The sequence below is a fragment of the Paenibacillus sp. FSL M7-0896 genome (assembly GCF_037975415.1).
GTDB lineage: Bacteria > Bacillota > Bacilli > Paenibacillales > Paenibacillaceae > Paenibacillus_AQ > Paenibacillus_AQ silagei.
In genome coordinates this window covers 5,290,616-5,314,997 of the sequence record NZ_CP150250.1, presented here as the reverse complement: position 1 = coordinate 5,314,997, position 24,382 = coordinate 5,290,616, and the positions used below count along the sequence as shown (strand labels likewise).

The following is a 24,382-nucleotide window of genomic DNA, read 5'->3' as shown; positions in this document are numbered from 1 at the left end:
TTTAATTCAGTCCCGTGAGGCTGGCAAGGTAACGTGAATCGAGGTTCGCGTCATGAAAGAAGGAATCCGTATGAGTACGGAGCGTCTTTTTATGCGCGCGGACACGCCATCTTTTTGAATCTGCGGATTTCACTCCTTGCCTGCTTTAGGCAAGGAGTTTTTTAGTTTATCCGGGGAACTTGAACAGGCGATCAAGCAGGGGGATGGCAAAGAGGATGGTTACTGAAAAAAATGTCATTATGGACGAAACGGCGATTCGCCGGGCACTGTCACGCATTGCACATGAGATTTTGGAGAAAAACAAGGGTATCGAGAATTGCCTGCTGGTCGGCATCCGGACCCGGGGGATCTACCTGGCTCAGCGGATCGCGGAGCGCATTAAGGAAATTGAGGGCGTGGACATCCCATACGGGGAGCTGGACATTACCCATTACCGCGATGACCGCGAAGGCGACGGAGACAACCGGGAAACGATGGACAAGACGGTTGTGAACAGCAACCTGATCCTGCCTCCGGGCACCAGCGGCACCCGGGACAAGAAAGTGATCCTGTTCGACGATGTATTGTACACCGGAAGAACGATCCGCGCGGCCATGGATGCGCTGATGGATTGCGGACGGCCCCGGATGATCCAGCTGGCTGTACTGGCTGACCGCGGTCACCGGGAACTGCCGATCCGCCCCGACTATATCGGCAAGAACGTACCTACCTCCAGGCATGAGCAGATTGAAGTGTCCCTGAGCGAATACGACGGCAAGGACGAGGTGTACATTATTTCAAACCGGGAGGAACGATAACAATGATGACGGCAACTAAGGTGAAGGAACGCAGTCTGCTGGGGATGAAGGAGCTGGCGGAGTCGGAGATTACCCAGCTGTTAGACAGAACAGCCTACTGGGATAATCAGAGCGAGAAGCTCACGCCGGTGCTGAGAGCCCATTTTGTTGCCAATATGTTCTTCGAGAATAGTACCAGAACCCGCTTTTCCTTCGAGATGGCCGAGAAACGCCTGGGTGTACAAGTACTGAACTTCACGGCTGCGGCCTCCAGTGTCGAGAAGGGCGAGTCCATCTATGATACAGTGCGCACACTGGAGTCAATGGGCATCGATGCCGGAGTGGTCCGGCTGAAGCCAGCCGGGGTACTGCAGCAGCTTGCCGAGAAGGTAGGCGTTCCGCTCATCAATGCCGGGGACGGCAACAACGAGCATCCGACGCAGGCGCTGCTGGACCTGTACACGATGCGCAAGCATTTTGGCGGATTGAAGGGCCTGAAGGTCTCAATAATCGGGGATATTATGCACAGCCGGGTAGCGCGGTCCAATCTCTGGGCACTCACCAAAATGGGGGCAAGCGTGCAGTTCTGCGCACCGGCAAATATGCAGGCTTCTGAGCTTGCGGCCTACGCTCCATATGTGTCTATGGAAGAAGCGTTGAAAGCGGATGTGGTCATGATGCTGAGGGTGCAGCTGGAGCGGCATGCTTCGGGCATTATTTTATCAGCCGAGCAGTACCGGGAGCACTTCGGGCTGACCGAGGAACGGGCATCGAGGCTAGACCCGGCAACGATCATCATGCACCCGGCGCCGGTCAACCGCAATGTGGAGATCGACGATGCGGTGGTGGAGAGCAGCCAGTCCCGGATTTTCCCGCAGATGGCGAACGGAGTCCCGGTACGGATGGCTGTCATGGAGCGGGCGCTGCAATAGCAGAAAAAAACCTCACATAAGAGCATTAATAAATATACACAAAGATGAATTTTTATTATATAATAACTACAGAGCTTACGGCTGCGGCCGGAAGGCACAAAGGAGAATCCTAACCGTGATCATCAAAAATGCCAGTGTACTGAACGAAGAAGGCGTGCTGGAGCGCAAGCATATTGTTGTGCAGGACGGAGTTATCTCGAAGATTCAGGATGCCGCCGAGGCGGTAGAGGAAGCCGGCGAGACCGTTGAAGCGGATGGTAAGCTGCTGATTCCGGGACTGATCGATATGCATGTGCACTTACGTGAACCGGGGTTCGAGCATAAGGAAACGATTGAGACCGGTGCACGTTCGGCAGCCAAAGGCGGATTCACAACGATTGCCTGCATGCCGAACACACGCCCGGTAACTGACAGTGCAGAGATCGTACAGCTCGTGAAGGACAAGGCACGTGAAGCGGGGCTTGTGAAGGTGCTGCCTTACGCGGCCATTACCAAGAATGAGCTGGGACGCGAGCTGACGGATTTTGCGACACTGAAGGAAGCGGGAGCGATCGGCTTCACCGATGACGGCGTAGGCGTGCAGAGCGCTCAGATGATGAAGGATGCGATGAAGCTGGCGAAGGGACTGGATATGCCGGTGATTGCCCACTGTGAGGATAACTCGCTGGTGGAAGGAGCGCCGGTAGCCGAAGGCACTTTTGCCGACAAGCATGGCCTGAAGGGAATTCCGAACGAGTCGGAAGCCATTCATGTAGGCCGTGACATTCTGCTGTCTGAAGCAACGGGTGTTCACTATCATGTGTGCCATGTTAGCACCGAGCAATCGGTCCGGCTGATCCGCCAGGCGAAGCAAATTGGCATTAAGGTGACCGCCGAGGTGTGCCCGCATCATCTGCTGCTCTCGGAGGAGGATATTCCGGGCATGGACGCCAATTGGAAAATGAACCCGCCGCTGCGCTCGCGCCGTGACGTCGAGGCCTGCATTGAAGGGCTGCTGGACGGCACGCTGGATATCATCGTGACCGACCATGCCCCGCACAGCGAGGAAGAGAAAGCCAAAGGCATGCAGCTTGCACCGTTTGGCATCGTCGGCTTTGAGACGGCCTTCCCGCTGCTGTATACCGCTTTTGTGGCCACAGGCAAATGGGATCTGTCCCTGCTGGTGCAGCGGATGACCGCTGATCCGGCCCGGGTGTTCAGACTGAATACAGGCAGCCTTAACGTTGGGGCGCCTGCCGATCTGACCCTGATTGACTTGAATGAAGAGAAGGAAGTAGACCCGGCCACGTTTGCGAGCAAGGGTCGCAATACACCTTTTACCGGATGGAAGCTTAAGGGCTGGCCGGTGAAGACTTGGGTAGACGGCAGAGCCGTATGGAGTGAGGCTTAACAGAAGTAAGCAGTAGCCCATGCAGCCCGGCTGCATGGCTGTGACATAAGAATCAGACTACAGAAACAAGAAGGAGTGGAAGGCATGCAGGCGAGATTGCTGCTTCAGGACGGAACACTGTTTACAGGCACCGCATTTGGCGCGGAAGGCGAGAAGACGGGCGAGGTTGTTTTTAACACAGGAATTACAGGCTATCAGGAGGTACTATCGGACCCTTCATACTGTGGGCAGATCGTCACCATGACGTATCCGCTGATCGGAAATTACGGTATTACCCGTGATGACTTCGAGTCCGTTCGCCCTTTTGTACACGGCTTTGTGGTGCGGCGTCACGAATCCGTACCCAGCAACTGGCGTGCTGAATACAGTGTAGACGATCTGCTGAAGGAATATGACATTCCCGGCATCAGCGAGATTGATACCCGTATGCTTACCCGCATTATCCGCCACTATGGCACCATGAAGGCAATCCTCACCACTTCGAACAAACGTGTGGAAGAATTGATGGAGATGATGGGTGACACGACCATTGAAGAGCTGCGCAATCAGGTTGCACGTACCTCAACTACAGCAGCCTACAGCAGCCCGGGCACCAAAGAACGCATCGTGCTGGTCGATTACGGCGCGAAGACCGGTATTCTGCGCGAGCTGAACAACCGCGGCTGTGATGTGGTTGTTGTCCCTCATGATGTCACCGCAGACGAGATCCGCCGCCTGAACCCTGACGGCATTCAGCTCTCGAATGGCCCTGGAGACCCGAAGGATGTGCCTTATGCGGTACAGACGATCTCCGAGCTGCTCGGCGAATACCCGATCTTCGGGATCTGCCTGGGACACCAGCTGTTCGCCCTGGCCTGCGGCGCCGATACCGAGAAGCTCAAGTTCGGCCATCGCGGCGGGAACCATCCGGTGAAAGAGCTGGAGAGCGGACGCTGCTTCATCACCTCACAGAACCATGGATACACTGTGAATGAGGAATCCATTGCCAGTACAGACCTGGAAGTTACCCATATCAATAACAATGACAAGACCGTTGAAGGACTGAAGCATACCCGCTACCCCGCTTTTTCGGTGCAGTACCATCCGGAAGCGGCGCCGGGACCGCTTGACAGCAGTTATCTGTTCGACCGCTTCCTGCAGCTGATCGCAGACCACAAGGCACAGCGGCCGGCCGGATCGCGTCAGGCGCAGCTTGCAGCGAATGCCAGAATCACGGCACCGAAATCATCCGCACCCCAGCTTGAAGCCGTGAAAGGAGCTCTATAACATGCCTAAGAACAACAAACTCAAAAAAATTCTGGTTATCGGCTCCGGCCCGATCGTTATTGGTCAAGCTGCCGAATTCGACTATGCAGGCACTCAGGCCTGCCAGGCTCTTAAAGAAGAGGGCGTCGAGGTCGTGCTGATCAACAGCAACCCGGCGACGATTATGACCGATACCAATATGGCTGACAAAGTATACATCGAGCCGATTACGCTGGAATTCGTTACTGGCATTATCCGTCAGGAACGCCCGGACGGACTGCTGCCGACACTCGGCGGACAGACCGGCCTGAACATGGCTGTAGAGCTGGCCCGTGCCGGAGTCCTAGAGCAAGAGAAAGTGAAGCTGCTGGGTACACAGCTTGAATCCATCGAGAAAGCGGAGGACCGCGATTTGTTCCGCGAGTTGATGCGCGAGCTGGATCAGCCGGTGCCGGAAAGTGCGATTATTACCAGTGTGGAAGAAGCTCTGGGCTTCGCCGCAGGAATCGGCTATCCGCTGATCGTTCGTCCTGCCTACACGCTGGGCGGAACAGGGGGCGGAATCTGCGACAACGAAGAAGAGCTGCGTGAGACCGTCAAGGCCGGTATCCGTTACAGCCCGATCGGCCAGTGTCTGGTCGAGAAGAGCATCGCCGGCATGAAGGAAGTCGAATATGAGGTTATGCGTGATGCGAACGACAACTGTATCGTGGTCTGCAACATGGAGAACTTTGATCCGGTGGGCGTACATACGGGTGACAGTATCGTAGTGGCCCCGAGCCAGACGCTGTCTGACCGTGAATATCAGATGCTTCGCAGCGCTTCCTTGAAGATTATCCGCGCGCTGAATATTGAAGGCGGCTGTAACGTCCAGTTCGCCCTGGACCCGCAGAGCTACCAGTATTATGTGATCGAAGTGAATCCGCGTGTCAGCCGCTCCTCGGCGCTGGCGTCGAAGGCGACCGGCTATCCGATTGCCAAGATGGCCGCGAAGATCGCCCTCGGCTACACGCTGGATGAAATCGTCAATCCGGTGACCGGACAGACCTACGCCTGCTTCGAGCCTACACTGGACTATATCGTCAGCAAAATCCCGCGCTGGCCGTTCGACAAGTTCATCTCGGCGAACCGCAAGCTGGGTACACAGATGAAGGCGACCGGTGAAGTGATGGCGATCGGCCGTACCTTTGAAGAGTCGATTCACAAGGCCATCCGCTCGCTGGAGATCGGTGTCCACCGTTTCCGCTTGCCGGGAGCGGAGCTGCTTGAAGAGAGTGTGCTGCGCTATAGACTTGCCAAGCCGGATGATGAGCGCCTGTTCCTGATCGCGGAAGCCTTCCGCCGCGGCTATGAGCTGCAGGAGATTCAGGATATTACGAATGTGGACTGGTGGTTCCTCTCCAAGATCGAAGGGCTCGTGAGCTTCGAGGACGAGATCCGTGCCGAAGAGACACTGTCTGCTGACATACTGTATCAGGCCAAACGTAAGGGCTTCACAGACCGCGCGATTGCCGAGATCCGTGCCGAAGGCCGTCCAGGCGGGGCATTCACCAAGGAGGCGGAAGTGCGTGTACTGCGTCTGCAGCAAGGGCTGGTTCCGGTCTTCAAAATGGTCGATACCTGCGCTGCAGAATTTGAGGCTTCAACGCCATACTATTACTCCACCTATGAGACCGAGAATGAGGTCATTCATTCCGATAAGCAGAAGGTCATTGTACTCGGCTCCGGTCCGATCCGTATCGGCCAAGGAATTGAGTTCGACTACTCTACGGTACATGCGGTATGGGCCATACAGAAGGCTGGCTACGAAGCTGTAATTATCAATAACAATCCAGAGACCGTATCGACGGATTTCAATACCTCGGACCGTCTGTACTTTGAGCCGCTGTTCTTCGAGGATGTCATGAACGTGATTGCCCAGGAGAATCCGATCGGAGTCATCGTACAGTTCGGTGGACAGACCGCGATTAACCTGGCTGCACCGCTTGCTGCTGCGGGCGTGAACATTCTGGGTACCAGCCTTGAGAGCATCGACGAAGCTGAGAACCGCAAGAAGTTTGAAGCGCTGCTGGCCCGTCTGGATATCGCACAACCTAAAGGCAAGACCGTAATCAATATTGATGAGGCTGTCGAAACGGCGCAGGCGCTGGGCTATCCGGTGCTGGTTCGACCATCGTATGTCCTGGGCGGACGCGCCATGGAGATTGTCTACAACGACACAGAGCTGCTGAGCTACATGGTTGAAGCGGTAAAAGTGAATCCGGAGCATCCGGTGCTGATCGACCGTTACATGCTTGGCAAGGAAGTGGAAGTGGACGCTATCTGCGACGGAGAGACGGTTGTCATTCCGGGCATCATGGAGCATGTGGAACGCGCAGGGGTTCACTCCGGCGACTCCATCGCTGTCTACCCGCCGCAATATCTGGATGAAGGTCTGAAGCAGAAGATTGCCGAGATCACCATCAAGATTGCCAAAGAGCTCAAGACCATCGGGCTGGTGAACATCCAGTTCGTCATTTATCAGAACGAGGTCTATGTCATTGAAGTGAATCCGCGCTCCTCGCGTACGGTTCCGTTCCTGAGCAAGGTGACCGGTATTCCGATGGCGAACCTGGCGACCAAGATCATTCTCGGCGGCAAGCTGAAGGAAGACGGGTACACTGAAGGCCTGTGGCCGGAGAGCGATTATGTGTCGGTCAAAGTGCCGGTGTTCTCTTTTGCCAAGCTGCGCAGAGTCGAGCCTACGCTCGGACCGGAGATGAAATCCACCGGTGAGGTCATGGGCCGCGATAAGCTGTATGCCAAGGCGCTCTACAAGGGGCTAATCGGCGCAGGCATGAAGATCCCGGCTACCGGGGCAATCATTGTAACTGTAGCCGACAAAGACAAGGCTGAAGCAGTTGAGCTGATGAAGGGCTTCCATGCCATGGGCTACAAAATCATCGCCACCGGCGGTACGGCAGCTGCGCTGGAGCAGGCCGGGCTGAACGTGATGAACGTTAACAAGCTGGATGAAGGCGAGCCGACCATCCTGGATCTGATCCGCGGCGGTCAAGCGAACTTCGTCTTCAATACACTGACCAAGGGCAAAACGCCTGAGCGTGACGGATTCCGCATCCGCCGTGAAGCGGTAGAGAATGGCGTCGTATGTATGACCTCGCTCGATACGGTAACGGCGCTGCTGAGAATGCTGCAGACGATTAACTTCTCGTCCCAGTCGATGCCTGCTTTTGTCGGACAATAAGATAGAGGGTGAGGCAGCTGTAAGAGGCTGCTACAGGAACGGTTTGCGTTAGCGCAGACCGTTCACCTATGCCCGGGACCTGGAAATGTTGCCAGATAACAATGAGAGAGGGTTGACTTTGTGGAGCAGACTTCAGCAGCACAGCAGCATGAACATGAGAACATCGGACAGGTAGAGAAGCGTAATGAAATGGCCGGACGCCTGATGGTCGCCTTGGATTATCCGAATGCAGACCAGGCGCGGGCGCTGATCGAACAGCTCGAAGGCATTCCCTGTTATATAAAGGTGGGAATGCAGCTGTTCTATGCAGCCGGACCTGATTTCATCCGGGAACTGAAGGAGCGCGGATATTCGGTATTCCTCGATGTTAAAATGCACGATATCCCCAACACCGTAAAGGGCGGGGCAGAGAGCTTGACTCTGCTTGGCGTTGATATGTTCAACGTACATGCCGCCGGAGGAGCTGCCATGATGGCTGCTGCCGTGGAAGGAGCGGCTCAGGCGGTCAGCCTGAAGCCCTCGTTGCACATGCCGCTGATCATTGCAGTAACCCAGCTTACCAGCACCAGCCAGGAAGTGATGAACCGCGAAATCGGCATAGCTGGAACAGTGACCGATGCAGTGGTGCGTTACGCCAAGCTTGCCGCGGAAGCAGGCCTGCATGGAGTCGTAGCATCCCCGCAGGAATCCGTGGTGATTGCTGAAGCGTGCGGACCAGAGTTCCGCACCGTGACCCCGGGTATCCGGCCTGCCGGTGCCTCGCTGGACGACCAGTCCCGGGTTATGACACCCGGACAGGCTATCCGCCAAGGCAGCCACTACCTGGTAGTAGGCCGGCCAATTACAGCAGCGGCAAATCCGCGTACGGCAGCACTGACTATTATCGAGGAGATGAGCCAAGCATGAGCATATTAGAGAATCGAAGTGAACAGGTCGCAAGTCATTTGCTGGAGATCGGAGCGGTAGCCCTGCGCCCGCAGGAGCCGTTCACCTGGACCTCCGGCATCAAATCGCCGATCTACTGCGACAACCGTCTGACCATGGCCTTCCCGGCTGTCCGCAACTACATTGCGGAGGCCTTCGCAGAGCTGATCAGAACCAGCTACCCGGACGCTGAGGTGATTGCCGGGACAGCAACCGCCGGTATCCCGCACGCGGCCTGGGTGGCCGATAAACTCGGTCTGCCGATGGCTTACATCCGGGACAAGGCCAAAGGCCACGGCAAGCAGAACCAGGTCGAAGGACTGATCACACCCGGCCAGAAGGTGGTCGTGATCGAGGACCTGATCTCCACCGGCGGCAGCTCCATCAAGGCCGCGCAAGCCGTACAAGAAGCAGGCGGCCTCCCGCTGGCCGTGCTGGCCATCTTCAGCTACGAGCTGGACCGCGCCGTAGAAGCCTTCGCCGCTGCGGAGCTTCCGCTCCAGAGCTTGTCTAACTACAGCACGCTCATTGACGTAGCACTGGCTCAAGGCAAGATTGCTGAGAGCGATGTAGCGCTGCTGCAATCCTGGCGCAAGGACCCTGCCGCCTTCGGCGTGTAGGGGCTAGGAGAAGACGCAGGAAATAAGTAGAGGGTACGTAAAGAGTACGTAGAGCGTAAACATAAAGCGTAAACGTAGAGCGTATAGAATGCATAGAAGAAGCTTTGTCCCCTTTGCCGGGGGATGGGGCTTCTTTTTTAATGCTTTAATTAGTTTTTGGGCTCTTAGGGAAAAGAAGTGGAAAAACAGCATCTATTCACTGGCCCAGCACACTTATAGAGGCTTTAGTTGGAAAAAATACACTTGTTGAAACCTGAAATGGACAATAACGCAGATACTGCCAGAACTAAATGTCCTTAATCCACTTATTTCCTTTGAAGAGGCGATTTCCGCCCAAGCAAATGTATAAAATCCAACTATTTCCCCTCAACGGCTCATTACAATTAGCTGCATACGGGCAGAAATTGCCATCCGCTCCGCTGAGCAATCCTCTAATTTTCTTGCAAAACTGGGCATGATAAATAGCACCGGGACATATATTATTGCGATGAAGGAGAAGAGGGTATCATGAATTGGATCTATTTTGCCAAGTTGTTCAGGACCAGATTTCAAGCGGGCTGCCTTGCCAAAAGACTGGAGCAGGACGGCTGGATCTATGGGTATCATGATCCGCGTTTTGTCGAAATATACCGTTCGCGCAAGGGCCGTTATGGAGTTCGTTTTCTGCCTTAGCCAGAAAAACCAAAATCATCCTTGACTTTATCCATGGCTATATTGTATATTATCTATTGTCGCTGTTTAAATAATTATTAACTGACGCGGGGTGGAGCAGCCCGGTAGCTCGTCGGGCTCATAACCCGAAGGCCGCAGGTTCAAATCCTGCCCCCGCAATTACCTTATTACACCGGACAGCACTTGTATAATACGGATATCCTAGTCCGGGCCCTTAGCTCAGTTGGTTAGAGCGGTCGGCTCATAACCGATTGGTCACAGGTTCGAGTCCTGTAGGGCCCACTTCACTTAACCCCCTTGCCTAGCAAGGGGGTTTTTAATATGCACCGGCTGCTGTATTCCATGTTGAGCCTGTACAAATAATAAATCCGTCTGGCATTAAGCCCGGCGAGTTTTATTTTATAGCTTTTTCAAATACTTAATAAATATGTTCTGATTTCTTAGGGTTTAATTTTATAACTTGTTACTTCCATTCTTTTGTTCTTTAGCTTTCTCACTGAAATGTAAGCTAATAATAGCAATTACCAATAAAGCAACACCTACTATATTAGAGAATACAGGCTCATTGTTTGAAAATGATCTTATTAACAACCGAATATTTATAGCAAGCGCCCCGAACCAACATATGTAAACAAACGATTTAGTAGTATTTTTCATTATTTTACCTTTCCCATACATTATTTTATAGTTATCCACGGAACCGTTGAAAATATTGCTATTCCTTAACAGGGCGAAAAGCTTTAAATGAAAATAAAAACAGGAGTGGTTGGCAGGGAAGCGCCAGAAGCTCCTGTTTTATTGTTAACTTACACCCCTAACCAAACATCGAAGGTAAGAAGAACAAGAAAAAGATTATAAGTACAATAACGCTGCTTATTCTGCTCATCATGAGATAAGCCTCACTTGGTTCGGAATCGCCCTTTACCATCCAACCATAACGCATATACCAGCCCATGGCCGGGAAGAAGATATTCAGGATTGCAATCAGTACAAATAGAATAGCAAAGACAACCATTTTTACCAACTCCTTTATCAGTTTTACGTGAATTGTGCATCTGAAGTTGCACATCTTTTATAACGTCAGCTTAATTGATGTAGCATGAGTTTGAAGGAGAATAACCAAAAAACAGACCCGAATTAGAAATTCGGATCTGACAGGGAAGTATCAGTTGTCCAATCCTAAAATACGAAAAATAATAAAATTTGGTGTGGGACTTTGTGATGTATTCAAGGGCGTAACTACTATGGCTAACGCCCGTTTTTTTGGAATTAGGTGGCTGACTAGTAAAAACTAGTTGTTCGTCCATTTCTAAATCGGATGGGATGCGTACACTACACTATCTTATTAGGGAGGTGTCCGTATTGAGTTGTCCAGACGATAAAAAATGTCATCCTAAAAAAATCGTCACCCTTGTTCCTTCAAAAAGAAAAAGAAAAGAACATCGGAAAGTTGTTAAAAAAGTGATTAAAAAGGTGGTTAAAGTAACCTGTCCACCGCCTGAAGTCAATGTCACTACTCCTACCGTCATTGGTCCCACAGGGCCCCAAGGAGCACAGGGCTCCCCAGGCATACCGGGAATCCCGGGGGCAAGAGGCCCCCAGGGAACAGCAGGTCCTCAGGGACCTGCCGGTGGCCCTCCAGGGCCCCAAGGCCCCCAAGGTGTGCCCGGGCCATCCGGAGCGATAGGCCCCCAGGGAGCAGCGGGGCCCGTTGGCCCGCAAGGGGCGCAGGGAGTTCCGGGAGCGCAGGGCCTCATAGGTCCCCAGGGCCCGCAGGGTGAACCTGGTCCGGCGGGAGCGATTGGGCCGCAAGGCATTGCCGGAGCTACTGGGCCGGCCGGAGCGGCAGGAGCTGCAGGGCCGGCGGGAGCCACAGGAGCCACTGGGCCAGCCGGAGCCGCAGGAGCCGCAGGAGCTGCAGGAGCGACCGGGGCAACAGGAGCAACCGGGGCAACAGGGGCAACAGGGGCAACAGGAACGGCGGGAGGGGTATTAGGATTTGCTGATTTCTTTGCTCTGATGCCTCCTGATAATGCGGCAACGGTAGCGCCGGGCACAGATGTAAGCTTTCCTCAAGATGGCCCTACCAGCGGGACAACGATTACCCGGATCGGGCCGAGTTCTTTTAATTTAGCGGCCATTGGGACGTATCAAGTGCTGTTTCAGGTTAGCGTGACCGAAGCCGGACAACTAATCTTGACTTTAAATGGTGCAGATCTCGCTTATACCGTAGTTGGGCGGGCAACAGGTACCTCACAAATCGTAGAAATGGCGATCGTGCAAACAACGGTCATTAACAGTATTCTAACCGTTCGCAATCCTGCCGGAAATGCCGCTGCACTTACGATTACTCCTCTTGCGGGAGGAACAAGACCCGTTTCAGCACATCTTGTTATTACACAATTAGCATAGCGGCTATTTTACGAATAGAGCATAATGAAATTTTGCCACCAGTAGCTTGGTGGCTTTTTTGTGATCACAATAAACCACATGACATTTATGTCACACCAACTCCCATATTGTTAGCTCATTCGATGGGGAATTCCATCTTAGCCTCTTATACTGGAAATATATTGATTCACTTCCGAAAGGGGCTATTCACCAGTGACTGAAGCTATCAAAGCAATTATATTAGGGATTATTGAGGGGTTGACTGAATTTTTGCCGGTCTCGTCTACCGGGCACCTTATCCTGGCAGGGGATCTGCTGAAGTTCGAGGGGGAGGCTGCGGTTACCTTCAAAATCGTGATCCAGCTAGGTGCGGTAATGGCCGTGTTGCTGCTGTATTGGAAGAAGTATGTGAACATCGGGATCAATATGCTGAAGCTGGATTTCTCCAAGAGCAAGGGACTGAACGCCATCCACATGCTCCTGGCTATGGTTCCGGCACTAGTGGTGTATCTGCTCTTCAAAGACACGATCAAGAGCCAGTTATTCGGCCCCAAGCCGGTCCTCATTGGTCTGATTGCCGGTGGTCTCTTGATGATCTTCGCTGCACGCAGCAGGAGATCCGTAACGTCAGAGACGGTAGACGGGATAAACTACAAGCAAGCCTTCGGCATCGGGCTGTTCCAGTGTCTGGCGCTGTGGCCCGGGTTCTCCAGATCCGGTTCGACGATCTCAGGCGGTCTGCTGCTGGGAACCAGCCAGAAAGCCGCTGCGGACTTCACCTTCCTGATCTCCGTGCCGGTGATGTTCGGAGCAAGCCTCCTGGACCTGTATGACAGCAGGGATCTACTCAGTACAGATACGCTGACCCTGATGCTGATCGGATTCGTGACGTCCTTCCTCGTAGCCATGATTGCTGTAGTCACGTTCATCAAGCTGATCAAGCGGCTCCGCCTGGAGTGGTTCGCGCTGTACCGGTTCGTGTTAGCGGGGCTGTTCTATGTAATTGTTATACTGTAAAATCCTGCTCTCAGCCGTATTCCTTAGGCTCCTGCAGCAGGATGGAGAAGGTCTGGGTAACGTGGTCCACTTCAATCGTCTCGATACCCACAAAATCCGGAATTTCAGGATGAACGGCATCCACGCTATATTCAGGATGAGTCAGCAATAATTGAATGACTTTCAAGGCTTCCACGTTGATCTTGATCCCCTTTACAGTAGAATCTAACCCTGTTATAGAGGGGAATCTCCGCCCTCCGGGTCTATAGCGTATTATCCCCGCAGCGCTTAGCGAATATGTCTGTGGATGATATTTCTGTCTTCGTTACGTTCCATAACAGCCATTAATTGCCCCTGGAAAATCCGTCTCTGGATCTGGTCGATCCGCTGCAGCGCGAGGGGAACGGGAACCTGGAACGCTACAGCCAGCTCGGCAACGGCATCCTCACGAAGCTCGGGCAGCGTATTCGCGGAAATCATACTATAGGGCATGGAGGCATACAGAATGAACCGGTCGGATTCATCTCTCTGCGCCTGCGTGAACACTCCGGGCATAAGCGTAGACTTGCCGGCATGCCGCAGCAGATGACAGAGCTCGTGGAGGAATTCCAGCCGCTGCAGCTCGGGAGGGAGGCGGTTGTCGATGAACATACTGTACATTCCGGCCGCAGCCTCAATCGCCTTGCTTCTGACATCCAGATAGTGTACCCAGATATTGAGCTGCTTCGCTATGTAATCAATGGAGATATCGGCCGGCTTGCGGACGCCAATGCGCTGGTATAGATCCTCTGTCCATTTCTCCAAAGCGGTCATCTGATAATAGCCTTGCATAATCAATCACCCCATATATAAGATCGTATGTTCGTGTTATTGGCCAAAAGAAAAGCCCTTAAGGGCTAAGCAGCAGTTCAGCACGTACTCTTCAACGGCTGAAATATGGAACGGGTGTTCCTATGTATGTAAGCATAAAGGAATTACGCCCGAATATCAAGTGTTTTTCCCAAGGTGGGGTGCGTGGCCTGACTCAGCATCTGAACCATATCCTGGGCGCTGCTCTGCGCCTGCTCCTTGGCAAGGCTCATCACCTGCAGCCCTGCGGCCTGCTGTAAGGATGACTGGCTCATCACTACGGATAATGCAGCAATATCCATCCGGCATTCCTCCCTTCATTTGTTGTTAAGCTATTGCTTCATACTCTATATCGACTACTGGACGCCTGTCCGTTAGGTAAAAGGCATTTCTTTGCCAATTGGCCCATGCAACGGGGCGGAATTCCACATATTCTGTGCTGTATTCAATATTCAAGAGGAGGAATTAATTATGGGAGCAGAGTATGGTTGCGGTTGTGGAAATAACGTAGGTGGAGTGAATCAGGGACCTCCAATCGTTCCGGTAGTAAGCCCTTGGACTTCGACAGGTGCCATTCTGGTTCTGTTCATTCTGCTGGTTATCATCACTAAAGCCTGTTTGTTCTAGAACCGCCTATAGCCAGTGTAGCCCTGTCCGGCCTGTGCCGGATAGGGCTATTTCTTTTTCTTCTTATGAGCACGGACCGTTGGCCCGATCTGGCGTTTGATTCTGCCTGTAGCTGCATCGGTTTCAATAATATAGAGCTCCTTGACTGTTCCTGCAAGCGCGAACCATTCCTGTAAGGCTTCAGCTTCGGACATAGGGCCGTACAGCCGTTTGCCCCGATAACAGATATAGAACACTTCCGGCTCTCCATCTAAGTTATATTATCCCATTTCATTCTACGCTTTATCGCAGTGAAATTGAACAACATCCCCCACAGGCCGGCCTATTTGAAAATAAACTCCACACGCGTACCGTCTGCGAACGCCTCCAGCTGATTGCCGACCCAGCTTCCCGCTCCGCGGTTATCACTGGGTGTTATGTACTCAATATGCGCCCCGGCTCCGCCTTCATCACACATGGCCATCGGCCATTCATCCCGGTCATAGCCTTTCTTCGTGGGGACTCCCTTCAGAGACGCCTTGCGGTTCTCCTCCGCCTCCTTGCGGTTGATCGTGCAGATGGCCGACTCTCCCTTACGGATGGCCTTCTGGATGTGCCTCGCGGTCTCCGGGTAGCGGTCTGCCGGGAACTTCAGCTTCACGACCTCCGAAGGATTCGCAGAAGGGGTCTGCGGCAGCCATTGCCCGTTCTCCTCCAGCAGGTAGGCGGCAAGACTGAGCAGGGCGATAATGATGAGACTGATGATGGACTTTTTGGCTTTCATATCTGCTCCTTTGTAAGTGGGTATGGGTATAATGCCTATGCCCTGAATAGTATAGCGTAAGAATACCGGATTGCGACAGTCCGAATTCTGTGCATTTGCCGTGCTGAAGTTCCACAATTCGTCATAATATGTACAAACACAAGGAAAAGGATGGTGGAAAATGTGGAACAGCGCAACCTCAGGGACCTGCTGGATTCAGCCTCGCGGCTGATAGGTGATGTGCAGTGGCAAGCGGCTTTTCGCAAAATACAGATGTCTCCCGCTGACGCGGAGCTGGGGGCGCCTGCACGGAAGCTGCTGGAGACGCTGTACTGGCTGCAGGGCCAGGGAATGATCAGCGGTCAGCATGATTACCTGGAGAGCCCGGATGATATCAACAACAAGCTTAAGAATACGGCTGGCAGCTATGCCGGACTGCACGGCTATGAGATGGGGCCGATCAGCAACCAGACGGAGAAGCTCATCAGCAGCCAGCGGCAGGGCGTAACCGACAGTGCGATCCGCTGGCACAAGGCCGGGGGGATCGTAGCGATGACCTATCATGCCAACCTGCCGGGCAGCGCTCCAGCTTGGACGAATGTCTCCATGAGCCTCAGCGAAGCTAATTTCAGCAAGTACATCACACCGGGAACGCCAGAGTATACGGCAATGATTGCTGAGCTGGATAAGGTAGCTGTTTTCCTGAAAAAGCTCAATGACGCCGGTGTTCCCGTACTCTGGAGACCCTACCACGAGATGAACGGCGGCTGGTTCTGGTGGGGGCAGAAATCCTCCTTCGTCACCCTCTGGGAGATCATGTTCCAGCGGTACACCGTCTATCATAAGCTGCACAATCTGCTGTGGGTATGGAGTCCGAATGCCAAGAACAAGAATAGTGAGGAGCCGGCGAAGTATTATCCGGGCAGCGGCAGAGTGGATGTGCTGGCAGCAGATATTTTCGAGGGGGATTACAAGGTAAGCCATCATGATACGCTGTGGGACCTGGGGCGCGGCAAGCTGATCGCCATCGGCGAGAACGGGGAGCTTCCTCCGCCAGCTGTGCTGGCAGGCACGCAGAACAAATGGAGCTACCAGATGACCTGGGGCAAGATGCTGTACGAGCGCAATAAGGATGCAGTAATTCAAGCTTTTATGAAGAATAGTGCCGTGTTCTCCAGAGATGATTATTCGGCCAAGGCTGCGGCGTATGCTTCTTCAGGAGGGGTACTCCCCAAGCCGGGCCTCTATGGGCAGTATTATAACAATATTACACTTATCGGCACGCCTGCCCTCACCCGGACAGATGCCAATATTAACTTCGTCTGGAGGCAGGCGGCGCCTGATCCGGCCGTTCACGCAGATCTGTTCTCCGTACGCTGGAGCGGTCGAATAAGCGCTGCCTACAGTGAGACCTATACGATCTACTCGTATTCAGATGACGGAATCCGGATATGGATCGACGGGAAGCTGATTATTGACAGCTGGATTAAGCAGAGCGGGCAGGAGCGGCAAGGCACAGTGAGTCTGATTGCAGGGAAGCTGCATGAGCTGAAGGTGGAGTACTATGAGAACCAGGGGGATGCGCGGGCGGTACTGATGTGGGAGAGCCCCAGCCAGGCCAAAGGCGTAATTCCGGCAGGAGCCCTCTACCTTCCATAACCAAGTGTAACGAAGCGTCAGATATGCTCGCGGTAGCTGATGTTGTTGGCGATTTTCTCGTCACGGACGGCTTGGCGCAGGATATCCTTGACAGCTTGAACCTTACGGATTCTATAGAAGGGGAGCTGTGGAGATGAAGCATCATCCGACAAAATGATCAGCGTCCCGATGCCCAGCATACGCTGCATAACCGACTGAGTGACAGAGAAATCATTGACCCGCAACAGCTCGATTTCTTCGACATCCTTGCCGATCAGTCCGCTCTTCACCATAATCCGCTGGGACGTAATCGTATACTTGGTGGTATTCAGTCCGATCAGCCCCTTGAGACGGTCGGAGATGCCGGCAGGCTTGCCCTGCCATAATTCTTTTTCGGGACCGGAGCTATGGCCAGCCGCCGGACGGCGTGCTGCTGCCGGAGAACCGGCCTCTTCTGTACCTGCCCCGCATTCCCCGCAGAATTTGGCACCTTCCTTGTATTCCGCACCACATGCTGTGCAATAAGCCATGATAATCTTCCTCTCCTTGAACAGATGAATTCATTATAGTATAACAGGAATTGCCAGTCATCAACGGGTTATGGCCCGCCGTTTCTCCCTATGAATACGCTTAACTGCTGACATATGTTTCATTGCGCCGAATTTTACATTAATTTCATTTGCACTTAACAAAAATCGATATTATTCTGTTAAGTGGAGGGATATTAACTATGAGACAAGCTTTACTTGCAGGACTGCTAGTGGCCGTCATGATACTCAGTGCCTGCGGCAATAACAGTGCTGAACCGGCGTCCCCGGAAGAGGTACAGGAGACGGTACAGAACTTTTACAATGAAATGTCGAAATTCGACGAAATGGGCAAATCCTCGCTAGAGAACTTCAACACCACGCTAACCTCTTATTCCACCGGACAAGCGACAGACAAAGAATTCGAGAAGGCTGTGGACAGCTTCCAGGATACCGCATCTCAGCTTGCAGATCATGTGAACGATATCAAGATTGCGGGTGGCCTGCCGGATACGATCGAGAAGCTGCTTAGAGATTCGGTGATCGCTTTCCAGAGTGCCTATCAGATCAAGGAGAAGGCTTCCAAGGGCGCAGTATCGCCTGATGTGACCGCTGAGGAATTCAACACGATGAATGAGCAGGCGGACATAGCGATGCTCTACGGCATCTCCAAGCTGAATGAAGCCAGAGAAGCCGCCGGACTGATTGAACCGGAGCAAGCCGTACCGGGAACCGTATCAGATGCAGGCACAGATGCCAAGCAGGAACCGGGTGCTGGAAGCGCAGGGACTTCGTCAGTGAAATAAGCAGAGACAAGACTTCTTATACGCCAAAGGATTCAGATGAAGACGCTGTACAGCATTACTGTAGGCGTCTTTTTGCTGCCGATTGAATTATTGGTCCAATCTTTTTGAGAAGTACTTTGGGGCCTCCCTGAAACCTTGTCTTTCATAAAATGTATGAGCCGCTATTCTTCTGGCATGGCAATGAACCTGGATACTGGCACATCCTCTTCGGGTGGCGGAAGCTGAAGCGGATTCCACTAATTCCTGTCCAATTCCCTTACTTCTAGCTGAGGAGTCCACAACCAGATAACTAATGGAGGCGATATCTCCTCTCAGGCCCAGTTGCGGGATATAATGCAGGGAAAGACAGGCGATAACACCTCCTTCCGCTTCATAGACCATTAACTCCTCATTGGGGTCAGCAAGAAGTCTTTCTATATTCTCTTTCATATAAAGCTCGGTATCCGGATAACCTAACTGCGTCAATAGTCTGGAAATACCCTCTCGATCCTCCACATTTGCTGCTCTAATCATAAATATCATCTCCGTCCTTTCTACCCCTTTCCCCTAATGATGGCATCAGATTAGCGAAATTACTAGAACCACAGTATGGCTGTTTCAATGCAGGTGTGGTGCTAGTTCAACCCATTAATTTCTGCTTGCCTAACAAGCTGGATCGCGGATATAATACAAACATACGTTCGGTTCATGAGCGGAAAGATGATGTAGTCCGGGTTATAAACATCAGAGTGGGGGAATAGCAATGGGCAAGAAGCTTGAAGCGGGCGGTCTGCGGGAGAGCAGCCGAATCATGTTGACGGAGCATAAGGGCGGGATCAGGAGGGACGAACGGGAGACCTGGCATAGCCTGAGGCCGGTTCTGGATGAGCAGAAGCTGGAAGAGATTGAGCATACGCTGGCCTTATCGCTGCGGAGTCATGTGCGGGTAACGCTGGTGCTGTATGATCCTCAGGAGCAGGTGAAGCTGAGCGGGTTCGTGACCTCCATTCACACCCACTCGCGGGAATTCAAGCTGCAGTGGGCGGAGGAATGGAAGTGGCTGCTTGTAGATGACATTGTGGAGGCTTATATTGTCTAAAAGGTAAGCTATCTGCCTGGGATCAGCACGGGCACGCTTCATTTACTTGCTGCGGTGTCCATCCGTCTTCTCATAGGCAATCAGCGTGACTTCCGGGTTCCCGGTCATCCGGGCAATCTCCGATTCCGCCTGGCGGATTACCTCCACCACATCCTCCTGATAGCTAAGCGGGGCTATTCTGTAGCTGTCGCTGTGTATCTCCATGTTCATCCCCCTTTTCGTTTGAATGACCTGACTTACGGTCTGTCTTCTTATTCTGGCCTGTAGGCGCACAGTTCATCCGGGGAGATAGGACGCTGCACAGCTTATTTTGTGAAAAAAACGGTCATTGGTGCAAGCAATCCGGCCTAAGCGGGCATTTACTATACCAGGGGGTGAGTAGATGCTTACTTTGGAGCAGGTCAAGCAGAAGTCCGCCGCAAGGCTGGCGAAGCTGCATCCGGCCGTACTGGCCGGGGCGAACGAGCTGATTAGACGGAGCTATAACCGGGGGGTACCGATTCTCATTACGCAGGGCATGCGCACGATAGCGCAGCAGAATGAGCTATATGCTCAAGGGCGAACCAAGAAGGGCGACATTGTAACCAATGCCCGGGGAGGCGACAGCTACCATAATTACGGACTGGCAATAGACTTTGCGCTGCTCCTGCCGGATGGCAGGAATGTGTCCTGGGATATGAAACGTGACGGGGATGGCGACAAGGTGGCAGACTGGCAAGAGGTGGTGCAGGAGGGGAAGAAGCTGGGATTCGAATGGGGCGGGGACTGGACCTCCTTCAAGGATTACGCTCATCTGCAGATGAGCTTCGGCCTTAGCATCCAGGACCTGAAGGCAGGCCGACGGCCCACTGCCCAGCAGAGTGCAGCCGCACTAAGCCGTATAACCGGAGGTGAGCCAGAGGTGAACAAGGATATCCCGGTAAATATTACGCTCAATGGAAAGAAGCTGACGACCGGCGTCATGGACGAGGCAGTAACCTATGCGCCTGTACGAGCGATTGCGGAAGCACTTGGAGCCAAGGTCACGTATAATGCGTCCAGCAAGACCGTGAACATTGTGAAGGAATAACTTCTCTGCATAGATGCTGTCCCGGATGGGGAAATTATCAGCGATTAACCACATCCATGAAGGGGGCACAACATTTTGAACAAGCTGATCACAAGTCTTGCCTGCGGTACGGTCCTGTCCATGAGTCTGCTCGGAGCAGGTGACATCTCCGCAGCAGCGCCGGGCGGTATGACAACTACGACTCCGGGCGTTATGAGCACCACCGCTCCGGGCATGCACAGCACAACGACTGACGGCCGGATGGGCAACATGGGGAATATGGGCAATCTGGATGACCGTATGATGGATAGCCGGGGCAACACCATGATGAATGAGACCAGAGATTCGATGCACAAGACCGAATCCATCATGAAGGACAAAATCCGTACCGGCGACAACAGCTCCGTCTCCCCGCTGTCCAACAATAACACAACGGGCCGCTACCGGGCACAGAGCACGACCACCACAGGCACCAACAACGACAACCGCTCCAACTGGGGCTGGCTTGGTCTCCTAGGCCTCCTGGGTCTGGCCGGCATGCGCAGCAGAACTGGTGAGCGTGACCGCCACTAGTCCGAGCAGCGCACAGCAGAACGGATCTGACCAGATCCGATTCGGTAAGACGAGCAAAAGGCCCGTGTCAGTCTCGGCTGAGCGGGCTGTTTGCTGCGTCTGCAACAATATTAAAAAAAGGAATTGCGTATCCCCCGGATACATGATATTATATTTCTTGTCGCGTTAGTTCGCGCATCATAACATGCCGGGGTGGCGGAACAGGCAGACGCACAGGACTTAAAATCCTGCGGTACGTGAGTACCGTACGGGTTCGACCCCCGTCCTCGGCATCCTTGATTTATAAGGGTTTTTTCCGAAAAACCTTGGTTTTTAAAACAGCTTGGGAGAGAATTTTTTATCGAGTTCTCTCCTGCAGTTCTCTCCTTTTTCCGTAGGAGAGAACGAGGAGAAGATCGCATGACTCTCATGTATTATTGAGGGCAATGCGGTCTTTTTTATTAAAAGATCAGAACACCACTCATCGTTGATGCCGAAGATACTTTGGAACTATACTCCAAATGAGAATAAATGTTGGCTGTTGTAGAATAATTGCTATGTCCCAGCCATTCCTGAATTTCTTTCATACTGACTCCGTTGGCGAGTAAGAGGCTTGCACAACTATGACGCAGGTCGTGATAGCGAATATGACGTAAACCATGTTTTTTAAGAGTTCTAGTGAAGTTCTGTGTGATATAGCCCGGCTTAATTCGGTGTCCCAACTTATCCAGATAGATATACTCCTCGTAATCAGTGCAGTAGGATTTACCACATATGGCTTTATTGAGAGCTTGAATCTCACGAAAACCCAGCAGTAATTCCTCAAAGGCTGGCACAAGAGGTAAGGTGCGGCGACTTGGTTTGTTTTTAGCCCGGTCCTTTTCAATGATGTGTTCTTGACCTTCAAAATAAACCGGGGTTACAGTGTGCCTAATACTAATCGTTTTGTTTTCAAAATTTATAGCTGTCCATTTCAAACCAACCACTTCACTTCGCCGCAATCCATAGAAAGCGGCAAGAATGACTGCTAGTTCTATCAGTTCGCCCTTAACTTTTTCAAACAGAATATTAGTCTCCTGTTTGTTGTAAAAACTGCCAATGAAATCATTTTTCTTTGGTCTTTCAATCTTATCTGCCGGATTAGTGTTTATTAAATCATTTTTGAGAGCATGTTTTAGCGCTTTGCGAATATTAGCGTGATAATGTAGAACCGTGTTGGTTGTAACTCCATTTTTTTCTAGCTCATACTGGTAGTAATCTTGTATGTGACATGGTAATAGCTGTTTGAGAAACAGCCCTTTTTCTTCAAAGTAAGGGACAACATGATTAGTAATGACATTGTGGTACGAAGCGTAAGTGATAAATTCAACCTGGTGTTTCATCATTGCTAGCCACTGAAGCATGAAGACAGAAAATAGTGGTCCTTGATCGACTGGCACTGGCTCTTCAGTTGGCATTTCTTCGATAATTGCTTCAACTATCCGTTCATCCTCAGTAGTATTTAAAAGAAGAGTAAATTCCCTCCTTGTCTCTAATAGTAAAGCTTCTGCTCTTTTTTTGTTTCCTTTCACCGTAAGACCAGTAGGGATCCACTTTGTTTTTCTCTTGCCTTCTTCATCCTTGCAATTCAAGACCATATAAAAAAGACCTTTTTTTTCTTGTAGGTGGCCTGCTACCATGAATATTCCTCCTTCATAGCAGCCCGCATTGATCCTACCATTGACGAATTAATTATAACACGTACGGAAGTGGTGATTCAATGCGATAAAGCGTTAAAGTGAGGGTGTTCAAAATTGAAAGTGAACAAATTTAGATACAATAAGATATTGATTTTAGGAATTTTATAAGTTCTGCCAATTCTAAAATGACTTATTTTATTCTCATGCAGTAATTTATAAGCAGACTTATTACTTATACCTCCCAGCATTTCACACATCTCCGCAATATTTACGATATCTGGATAATTATGAAAAAACAAATCATAAGCTTCTTGTTGATTGCTTACTGTAATAGTTGATTGATTCATGTTTAAGCCTCCAATTTAGTTCCAAATGGAAAGATAATTGGGATGAAAGTAATTTGAATAATTGTTAAGAGAAGTATTCCAAACTGTCGTTGGTTAAACAACATCATAGCTCTGTAATAATACAGAGACTCCCCCTCATCCGAGCAGGCTGCCCCCAGTACAGTTACGTTGGCCAGGCAGAAGTATCATTATCACTCTTGCAAATTATCGCGAATCAATCCACCATAAATTGATTTAAGCCAGAAAGTGATCGCTCAACCTTCGAATAAATTAGGTGTCATGGCGTTTCTGCTTCGTCGCTTTCCGCTTTACGGATACCAGAGTAAAGTATTTGAAATACTTATTTATAAAATTTTCAAAGTGCACTGGAGGTGAGAGTGTATTCACCTATGTTATAAAATGAGCAAATAAATTAAAAAGGCAACTCAATTGCCAAATTATTTATCAATATAGCGTTTAAGATCGAAGCGTCTAACGGCCATAATAAATTCTTCAGTTAATTGTTGCTTGCAATCTTCGCTGAATACTCCGTTATGCCAGGACAATTTATTTATCAGACCTTCATATCTATTGATAAGTTCTATTTCTGCATGTTTATCACCAGATTGGGACATTTTTAGGAGCTCCAGCACTTCTCTCATTGTTGTTCCTCCTTCAGAGAAATATTGGCTCAATTCAATAAAAGGGCTGGGGGACTTCGAATAGATGCCATTGAAATATTTGTGATTATGAATCTAAGATATCTTTTATTTTTATTAATAGTTTTTTCTTGGATTTTGTTATGGCTTGCCTACTGACTCCTAGTATTTCTGCAACTTTCCAATCTGGTTTTTCCTCATGAAACTTTAAGAAAAGAAGTTTTTTTTCGAAGGAGCTTAATGTCAGAACAACTTTGAATAATGATTCTTTCTCATCTATAAGAGTGTAATCATTATGTTCAGAATTAATCTGCTCAAGTGTTCCCTCCTGTATTTCTTCTAACGATTTTAGACGATGCAATTCTTGATCATGCATTTTAAAAAAATTACGACTCATAAAAGTCATACACGATTTTACATAGCTACTGAAAGCCTTCTCAACCGATAAATATAATTCTTCTTTAGCCATTTGTCGTCCTCCTTCTCTTTATAAATGGAGAAAAATGATGTAAAATGCTACCTTTATGAAAGAAATGTAAAGAATTGATATAGGGTTAAATGTTATTTAAGTGATGTGTCCAAGTCTTAGAAAATTTAAATTTTATTAATAACATAAATAGAAAAGCCCCTAACTGATGCCTGTAATGAGGCAACCACAAGG

At 51.0% G+C, this 24,382-nt stretch carries 29 protein-coding genes and 3 tRNA genes; 19 read left to right on the top strand and 13 right to left on the bottom strand.

The genetic code is table 11. The features are described 5' to 3' along the window. Window positions 1-215 precede the first annotated feature (215 nt). The 10 genes from pyrR (at window position 216) to MKY12_RS22830 (ending at window position 10,085) form a co-directional block, all read left to right on the top strand. Window positions 216-797, top strand: a complete 582-nt coding sequence (gene pyrR, locus MKY12_RS22875) for a bifunctional pyr operon transcriptional regulator/uracil phosphoribosyltransferase PyrR (protein ID WP_339311005.1) — start codon at window positions 216-218, stop codon at window positions 795-797. A gap of 2 nt (window positions 798-799) precedes the next feature. Further along, window positions 800-1,708 carry an aspartate carbamoyltransferase catalytic subunit gene (locus tag MKY12_RS22870; protein WP_339311004.1) on the top strand — a complete coding sequence of 303 codons (909 nt, stop codon included), beginning with the start codon at window positions 800-802 and terminating at the stop codon, window positions 1,706-1,708. Between the two features lie 106 nt (window positions 1,709-1,814). Next, window positions 1,815-3,098: a dihydroorotase gene (locus MKY12_RS22865; protein ID WP_339314957.1), complete on the top strand. Its 1,284-nt coding sequence runs from the start codon at window positions 1,815-1,817 to the stop codon at window positions 3,096-3,098. Window positions 3,099-3,182: 84 nt separating this feature from the next. Further along, window positions 3,183-4,364, top strand: coding sequence for a glutamine-hydrolyzing carbamoyl-phosphate synthase small subunit (carA, locus tag MKY12_RS22860; protein ID WP_051477942.1), 1,182 nt, complete (start codon window positions 3,183-3,185; stop codon window positions 4,362-4,364). A gap of 1 nt (window position 4,365) precedes the next feature. Then, entirely contained in the window at window positions 4,366-7,587 is a 3,222-nt protein-coding gene (carB, locus tag MKY12_RS22855) for a carbamoyl-phosphate synthase large subunit (protein ID WP_036724235.1), read from the top strand. A gap of 189 nt (window positions 7,588-7,776) precedes the next feature. Further along, window positions 7,777-8,493, top strand: a complete 717-nt coding sequence (gene pyrF, locus MKY12_RS22850) for an orotidine-5'-phosphate decarboxylase (RefSeq protein ID WP_339314955.1) — start codon at window positions 7,777-7,779, stop codon at window positions 8,491-8,493. Beyond that, window positions 8,490-9,131: an orotate phosphoribosyltransferase gene (pyrE, locus tag MKY12_RS22845; RefSeq protein ID WP_339311002.1), complete on the top strand. Its 642-nt coding sequence runs from the start codon at window positions 8,490-8,492 to the stop codon at window positions 9,129-9,131. The genes pyrF and pyrE overlap by 4 nt, the downstream gene beginning before the upstream one ends. Window positions 9,132-9,638: 507 nt before the next feature. Continuing rightward, window positions 9,639-9,803: a hypothetical protein gene (locus MKY12_RS22840; RefSeq protein WP_019909365.1), complete on the top strand. Its 165-nt coding sequence runs from the start codon at window positions 9,639-9,641 to the stop codon at window positions 9,801-9,803. Between the two features lie 85 nt (window positions 9,804-9,888). Next, window positions 9,889-9,962: transfer RNA gene (locus tag MKY12_RS22835), tRNA-Met, on the top strand. Between the two features lie 49 nt (window positions 9,963-10,011). Continuing rightward, window positions 10,012-10,085, top strand: a tRNA-Ile gene (locus MKY12_RS22830). Window positions 10,086-10,617: 532 nt separating this feature from the next. Here MKY12_RS22830 and MKY12_RS22825 read toward each other — a convergent pair. Continuing rightward, window positions 10,618-10,818 carry a DUF6199 family natural product biosynthesis protein gene (locus MKY12_RS22825; protein WP_036724228.1) on the bottom strand — a complete coding sequence of 67 codons (201 nt, stop codon included), beginning with the start codon at window positions 10,816-10,818 and terminating at the stop codon, window positions 10,618-10,620. Between the two features lie 647 nt (window positions 10,819-11,465). Here MKY12_RS22825 and MKY12_RS22820 point away from each other — a divergent pair. Continuing rightward, window positions 11,466-12,215 (top strand): collagen-like protein, encoded by a 750-nt coding sequence (locus tag MKY12_RS22820; RefSeq protein ID WP_339311001.1) that lies wholly within the window; start codon window positions 11,466-11,468, stop codon window positions 12,213-12,215. Between the two features lie 192 nt (window positions 12,216-12,407). Beyond that, on the top strand, window positions 12,408-13,211 hold the full coding sequence (locus MKY12_RS22815) for an undecaprenyl-diphosphate phosphatase (protein WP_036724204.1): 804 nt from the start codon (window positions 12,408-12,410) through the stop codon (window positions 13,209-13,211). A 10-nt stretch (window positions 13,212-13,221) separates the two neighbouring features. Here MKY12_RS22815 and MKY12_RS22810 read toward each other — a convergent pair whose 3' ends face one another. From MKY12_RS22810 to MKY12_RS22800, 3 genes are all read right to left on the bottom strand, one after another. Then, the gene (locus MKY12_RS22810; protein ID WP_155991360.1) at window positions 13,222-13,386 is read right to left on the bottom strand and encodes a hypothetical protein; all 165 of its coding nucleotides are present in this window, start codon (window positions 13,384-13,386) and stop codon (window positions 13,222-13,224) included. Between the two features lie 92 nt (window positions 13,387-13,478). Beyond that, window positions 13,479-14,003: an ImmA/IrrE family metallo-endopeptidase gene (locus MKY12_RS22805; protein ID WP_339257578.1), complete on the bottom strand. Its 525-nt coding sequence runs from the start codon at window positions 14,001-14,003 to the stop codon at window positions 13,479-13,481. 161 nt (window positions 14,004-14,164) lie between these two features. Then, window positions 14,165-14,341, bottom strand: coding sequence for a YjfB family protein (locus tag MKY12_RS22800; RefSeq protein WP_076076056.1), 177 nt, complete (start codon window positions 14,339-14,341; stop codon window positions 14,165-14,167). A 169-nt stretch (window positions 14,342-14,510) separates the two neighbouring features. Here MKY12_RS22800 and MKY12_RS22795 point away from each other — a divergent pair, with 169 nt between their 5' ends. Further along, window positions 14,511-14,666 (top strand): hypothetical protein, encoded by a 156-nt coding sequence (locus MKY12_RS22795; RefSeq protein WP_155991357.1) that lies wholly within the window; start codon window positions 14,511-14,513, stop codon window positions 14,664-14,666. A 47-nt stretch (window positions 14,667-14,713) separates the two neighbouring features. Here MKY12_RS22795 and MKY12_RS22790 read toward each other — a convergent pair whose 3' ends face one another. Together MKY12_RS22790 and MKY12_RS22785 are read right to left on the bottom strand one after the other, a co-directional pair. After that, window positions 14,714-14,860: a hypothetical protein gene (locus tag MKY12_RS22790; RefSeq protein WP_339310998.1), complete on the bottom strand. Its 147-nt coding sequence runs from the start codon at window positions 14,858-14,860 to the stop codon at window positions 14,714-14,716. A 128-nt stretch (window positions 14,861-14,988) separates the two neighbouring features. Next, window positions 14,989-15,429, bottom strand: coding sequence for a NucA/NucB deoxyribonuclease domain-containing protein (locus MKY12_RS22785; RefSeq protein WP_209871837.1), 441 nt, complete (start codon window positions 15,427-15,429; stop codon window positions 14,989-14,991). A 162-nt stretch (window positions 15,430-15,591) separates the two neighbouring features. Between MKY12_RS22785 and MKY12_RS22780 the strand changes: the two genes are divergently transcribed. Further along, on the top strand, window positions 15,592-17,067 hold the full coding sequence (locus MKY12_RS22780; RefSeq protein WP_339310996.1) for a glycosyl hydrolase: 1,476 nt from the start codon (window positions 15,592-15,594) through the stop codon (window positions 17,065-17,067). A gap of 17 nt (window positions 17,068-17,084) precedes the next feature. Here MKY12_RS22780 and MKY12_RS22775 read toward each other — a convergent pair whose 3' ends face one another. Continuing rightward, a complete protein-coding gene (locus MKY12_RS22775) occupies window positions 17,085-17,576 on the bottom strand; it encodes a PH domain-containing protein (protein ID WP_036724191.1) in 492 nt (163 codons plus the stop codon). A gap of 200 nt (window positions 17,577-17,776) precedes the next feature. Between MKY12_RS22775 and MKY12_RS22770 the strand changes: the two genes are divergently transcribed. After that, window positions 17,777-18,379: a hypothetical protein gene (locus MKY12_RS22770; protein WP_036724189.1), complete on the top strand. Its 603-nt coding sequence runs from the start codon at window positions 17,777-17,779 to the stop codon at window positions 18,377-18,379. Window positions 18,380-18,466: 87 nt separating this feature from the next. On the opposite strand, the gene MKY12_RS22765 is transcribed toward MKY12_RS22770, so the two are convergent. Then, the gene (locus MKY12_RS22765) at window positions 18,467-18,892 is read right to left on the bottom strand and encodes a GNAT family N-acetyltransferase (protein WP_036724186.1); all 426 of its coding nucleotides are present in this window, start codon (window positions 18,890-18,892) and stop codon (window positions 18,467-18,469) included. A 229-nt stretch (window positions 18,893-19,121) separates the two neighbouring features. Here MKY12_RS22765 and MKY12_RS22760 point away from each other — a divergent pair, with 229 nt between their 5' ends. Further along, on the top strand, window positions 19,122-19,457 hold the full coding sequence (locus MKY12_RS22760; protein ID WP_036724184.1) for a YolD-like family protein: 336 nt from the start codon (window positions 19,122-19,124) through the stop codon (window positions 19,455-19,457). A gap of 42 nt (window positions 19,458-19,499) precedes the next feature. Here MKY12_RS22760 and MKY12_RS22755 read toward each other — a convergent pair whose 3' ends face one another. Further along, complete coding sequence (locus MKY12_RS22755; protein WP_339310993.1) at window positions 19,500-19,661, bottom strand: hypothetical protein; 162 nt, start codon at window positions 19,659-19,661, stop codon at window positions 19,500-19,502. 178 nt (window positions 19,662-19,839) lie between these two features. Between MKY12_RS22755 and MKY12_RS22750 the strand changes: the two genes are divergently transcribed. The 3 genes from MKY12_RS22750 (at window position 19,840) to MKY12_RS22740 (ending at window position 21,350) form a co-directional block, all read left to right on the top strand. After that, window positions 19,840-20,526 carry a M15 family metallopeptidase gene (locus MKY12_RS22750; protein ID WP_036724183.1) on the top strand — a complete coding sequence of 229 codons (687 nt, stop codon included), beginning with the start codon at window positions 19,840-19,842 and terminating at the stop codon, window positions 20,524-20,526. A 75-nt stretch (window positions 20,527-20,601) separates the two neighbouring features. Beyond that, the gene (locus tag MKY12_RS22745; protein WP_051477936.1) at window positions 20,602-21,078 is read left to right on the top strand and encodes a WGxxGxxG family protein; all 477 of its coding nucleotides are present in this window, start codon (window positions 20,602-20,604) and stop codon (window positions 21,076-21,078) included. A 186-nt stretch (window positions 21,079-21,264) separates the two neighbouring features. Continuing rightward, a tRNA-Leu gene (locus tag MKY12_RS22740) sits at window positions 21,265-21,350 on the top strand. Window positions 21,351-21,518: 168 nt separating this feature from the next. On the opposite strand, the gene MKY12_RS22735 is transcribed toward MKY12_RS22740, so the two are convergent. From MKY12_RS22735 to MKY12_RS22720, 4 genes are all read right to left on the bottom strand, one after another. Then, on the bottom strand, window positions 21,519-22,736 hold the full coding sequence (locus MKY12_RS22735; protein WP_339310991.1) for a tyrosine-type recombinase/integrase: 1,218 nt from the start codon (window positions 22,734-22,736) through the stop codon (window positions 21,519-21,521). Between the two features lie 77 nt (window positions 22,737-22,813). Continuing rightward, the gene (locus MKY12_RS22730; protein WP_339310989.1) at window positions 22,814-23,083 is read right to left on the bottom strand and encodes a helix-turn-helix domain-containing protein; all 270 of its coding nucleotides are present in this window, start codon (window positions 23,081-23,083) and stop codon (window positions 22,814-22,816) included. A 437-nt stretch (window positions 23,084-23,520) separates the two neighbouring features. Continuing rightward, window positions 23,521-23,724 (bottom strand): helix-turn-helix domain-containing protein, encoded by a 204-nt coding sequence (locus tag MKY12_RS22725; protein WP_339310988.1) that lies wholly within the window; start codon window positions 23,722-23,724, stop codon window positions 23,521-23,523. 85 nt (window positions 23,725-23,809) lie between these two features. Beyond that, entirely contained in the window at window positions 23,810-24,190 is a 381-nt protein-coding gene (locus tag MKY12_RS22720) for a hypothetical protein (RefSeq protein WP_339310986.1), read from the bottom strand. Window positions 24,191-24,382 lie beyond the last annotated feature (192 nt).

What these genes read in the sequence shown, in the direction of transcription:
- pyrR (WP_339311005.1), top strand. Translation starts at nt 216, where the DNA reads ATGGTTACTGAAAAAAATGTCATTATGGACGAAACGGCGATTCGCCGG.
- MKY12_RS22870 (WP_339311004.1), top strand. Translation starts at nt 800, where the DNA reads ATGATGACGGCAACTAAGGTGAAGGAACGCAGTCTGCTGGGGATGAAG.
- carA (WP_051477942.1), top strand. Translation starts at nt 3,183, where the DNA reads ATGCAGGCGAGATTGCTGCTTCAGGACGGAACACTGTTTACAGGCACC.
- carB (WP_036724235.1), top strand. Translation starts at nt 4,366, where the DNA reads ATGCCTAAGAACAACAAACTCAAAAAAATTCTGGTTATCGGCTCCGGC.
- pyrF (WP_339314955.1), top strand. Translation starts at nt 7,777, where the DNA reads ATGGCCGGACGCCTGATGGTCGCCTTGGATTATCCGAATGCAGACCAG.
- pyrE (WP_339311002.1), top strand. Translation starts at nt 8,490, where the DNA reads ATGAGCATATTAGAGAATCGAAGTGAACAGGTCGCAAGTCATTTGCTG.
- MKY12_RS22840 (WP_019909365.1), top strand. Translation starts at nt 9,639, where the DNA reads ATGAATTGGATCTATTTTGCCAAGTTGTTCAGGACCAGATTTCAAGCG.
- MKY12_RS22825 (WP_036724228.1), bottom strand. Translation starts at nt 10,818, where the DNA reads ATGGTTGTCTTTGCTATTCTATTTGTACTGATTGCAATCCTGAATATC.
- MKY12_RS22805 (WP_339257578.1), bottom strand. Translation starts at nt 14,003, where the DNA reads ATGACCGCTTTGGAGAAATGGACAGAGGATCTATACCAGCGCATTGGC.
- MKY12_RS22800 (WP_076076056.1), bottom strand. Translation starts at nt 14,341, where the DNA reads ATGGATATTGCTGCATTATCCGTAGTGATGAGCCAGTCATCCTTACAG.
- MKY12_RS22795 (WP_155991357.1), top strand. Translation starts at nt 14,511, where the DNA reads ATGGGAGCAGAGTATGGTTGCGGTTGTGGAAATAACGTAGGTGGAGTG.
- MKY12_RS22790 (WP_339310998.1), bottom strand. Translation starts at nt 14,860, where the DNA reads ATGTCCGAAGCTGAAGCCTTACAGGAATGGTTCGCGCTTGCAGGAACA.
- MKY12_RS22785 (WP_209871837.1), bottom strand. Translation starts at nt 15,429, where the DNA reads ATGAAAGCCAAAAAGTCCATCATCAGTCTCATCATTATCGCCCTGCTC.
- MKY12_RS22775 (WP_036724191.1), bottom strand. Translation starts at nt 17,576, where the DNA reads ATGGCTTATTGCACAGCATGTGGTGCGGAATACAAGGAAGGTGCCAAA.
- MKY12_RS22770 (WP_036724189.1), top strand. Translation starts at nt 17,777, where the DNA reads ATGAGACAAGCTTTACTTGCAGGACTGCTAGTGGCCGTCATGATACTC.
- MKY12_RS22765 (WP_036724186.1), bottom strand. Translation starts at nt 18,892, where the DNA reads ATGATTAGAGCAGCAAATGTGGAGGATCGAGAGGGTATTTCCAGACTA.
- MKY12_RS22760 (WP_036724184.1), top strand. Translation starts at nt 19,122, where the DNA reads ATGGGCAAGAAGCTTGAAGCGGGCGGTCTGCGGGAGAGCAGCCGAATC.
- MKY12_RS22755 (WP_339310993.1), bottom strand. Translation starts at nt 19,661, where the DNA reads ATGGAGATACACAGCGACAGCTACAGAATAGCCCCGCTTAGCTATCAG.
- MKY12_RS22750 (WP_036724183.1), top strand. Translation starts at nt 19,840, where the DNA reads ATGCTTACTTTGGAGCAGGTCAAGCAGAAGTCCGCCGCAAGGCTGGCG.
- MKY12_RS22735 (WP_339310991.1), bottom strand. Translation starts at nt 22,736, where the DNA reads ATGGTAGCAGGCCACCTACAAGAAAAAAAAGGTCTTTTTTATATGGTC.
- MKY12_RS22730 (WP_339310989.1), bottom strand. Translation starts at nt 23,083, where the DNA reads ATGAATCAATCAACTATTACAGTAAGCAATCAACAAGAAGCTTATGAT.
- MKY12_RS22725 (WP_339310988.1), bottom strand. Translation starts at nt 23,724, where the DNA reads ATGAGAGAAGTGCTGGAGCTCCTAAAAATGTCCCAATCTGGTGATAAA.
- MKY12_RS22720 (WP_339310986.1), bottom strand. Translation starts at nt 24,190, where the DNA reads ATGGCTAAAGAAGAATTATATTTATCGGTTGAGAAGGCTTTCAGTAGC.